At 56.7% G+C, this 1,997-nt stretch carries 3 protein-coding genes; 2 read left to right on the forward strand and 1 reads right to left on the reverse strand.

Features of this window, described 5'->3' with window-relative positions; all coding sequences use genetic code 11:
• Window positions 1-1,011 (reverse strand): CpaF family protein (locus tag AC1DX0_RS35140; protein ID WP_477359020.1); only part of this gene is annotated, 1,011 nt, incomplete at its 3' end.
• Between the two features lie 539 nt (window positions 1,012-1,550).
• On the opposite strand from AC1DX0_RS35140, the gene AC1DX0_RS35145 reads away from it, so the two are divergent.
• Window positions 1,551-1,775, forward strand: a complete 225-nt coding sequence (locus AC1DX0_RS35145) for a Flp family type IVb pilin (protein ID WP_477359023.1) — start codon at window positions 1,551-1,553, stop codon at window positions 1,773-1,775.
• Between the two features lie 15 nt (window positions 1,776-1,790).
• On the forward strand, window positions 1,791-1,997 hold a 207-nt coding region (locus AC1DX0_RS35150), incomplete at its 3' end, for a Flp family type IVb pilin (RefSeq protein WP_477359026.1).

Genomic DNA, 1,997 nt, shown 5'->3' on the forward strand with positions numbered 1-1,997 from the left:
GCCTTCATGTCCGGTGTTCATCGCCTGCAGCATGTCGAAGGCTTCCTCGCCGCGCACCTCGCCGACGATGATGCGATCGGGCCGCATGCGCAGCGCGTTCTTGAGCAGTTCTCGCTGGCGGACCTCGCCCCTGCCCTCGACATTTGGAGGACGGGTCTCCAGACGCCCGACATGCGGYTGCTGCARTTGCAGYTCSGCCGCATCCTCGATGGTGATCAGGCGTTCCCTGGATGGGATGTAGCTCGATAGCGCGTTGAGCAAGGTCGTCTTGCCGCTGCCGGTGCCGCCGGAAACCAGGATGGATTTGCGTGCCTGTACGGCGATCCGCAACAGCTCAACCATCGGGGGCCGAATAGAATTGAGCACCACGAGACGTTCGAGCGAATAGGGATTCTTGGAAAATTTCCGGATCGAGACCAGCGGGCCGTCCACCGAGATGGGTCGCACCGCGATGTTGACGCGCGATCCGTCGTCCAGCCGGGCATCAACCATCGGCGACGATTCATCGACGCGCCTGCCGATGTTCGAGACGATCTTGTTGATGACCCGCAGCAGATGCGCCTCGTCGCGAAACCGGATTGCCGTCTCTTCGACGATGCCACGCCGCTCGATAAAGACGCGCTTGTGGGTGTTGATCATTATGTCGGTGATCGTATCGTCCTTGAGCAGCGGCTCGATCGGCCCGAGCCCCAGCATCTCGTCGGCTGTCTCGCTGGTCAGTTGGTCGAGTTCGCGCGCATTCAGCGGCACGTTTCGGTTTCGAACGAATTCGCGAACGATCGGAAGGATCTCGCTCAGGATCTCATCCTTGGAGGCACTTTCAAGAGCGGTCAGATTGAAACGATCGATGAGGTGGCGATGAAGCTCGACCTTGAGCGTCAGAAAACCATCGCCATGGGACTCGATGTCGGCGGCCGGCGAAAGTGCCGGCGCAATGGGCAGCACCACTAACGACTCGGGCTTAGCGGCCACCGGCTGCTCGCTCGCCCCCTTGATAAACCGCCCTAGCATAATCGCCTATGCTCCCCTTCGATGCATATTAGCGGAAACTAAACATTAACCAAGTGGGGCACAAGCGCCCGGACGCCTGCGCGTAGTCAATACTTTCAACATAGTTAAGGACCGTCGCCGAAAAATATCGTTTTTATTTCAGGCTCTGCGTCACTCAAATATCAGGATGCATTGAGCTGCGGGGCATTCCGCAACCCTGGCGTGCTCCGGCACCTAAGCCATCCCGAAATTTTCCTCTAACCCCTTAGATATAAAGGAATATGCTATATGGCTAAAGTAGGAGTTACTCAATTAGGTGAACGACATAATTGTGAACGAATGGTTAAGAGCGCTTGAAAAATTAGACGAATCAAGCTCTTGCTGGAATTTAACGTCGCGCTCAACTCGCGAGTTCATGTATTGGGAAGTTAAGGAACCGTTAATCGCGTTTGACTCGGCAATTTCTCGGGACCTAGGATCGAGATGACGGGGGATGCTGGGTATGGGGTACATCCTTGGCTCTGTCTCGTCGGGTTCAACCTCCAAAGGGAGAAATTGACATGAAGAAGCTCATGACGATGACCCGGCAGTTCCGCGACGATGAGAACGGCGCTGCTATGGTCGAATACTCTATCCTGATCGGCATCATTGCCGCGGCATCGATTGTTGCGGTCATTGCCATCGGCGGATGGGTCGGCAGTCAGTTCAGCGGCCTCTGCACGAAGCTGGYCGGCAAGGGTCTCGATGCTGCTGGCACCGGCACTGGCGCTTGCGTCCCAGGTTGACCAGGAGAGATAGCCATGAAGCGGCTTATCGATGTCGCCAGGCAGTTCAACTCCGATGAAAACGGCGCTGCCATGGTGGAGTACTCAATCTTGATAGGCATCATCGCAGCAGCATCGATCGTTGCGATTATTGCTATCGGCGGATGGGTCGGCAGTCAGTTCACCGGCCTTTGCGCAAATCTGAACACCAAGGGCATCAAGGCCGACGGCACTGCCGGCGGC

It is taken from the genome of Mesorhizobium sp. P3_A9 (assembly GCF_056402975.1).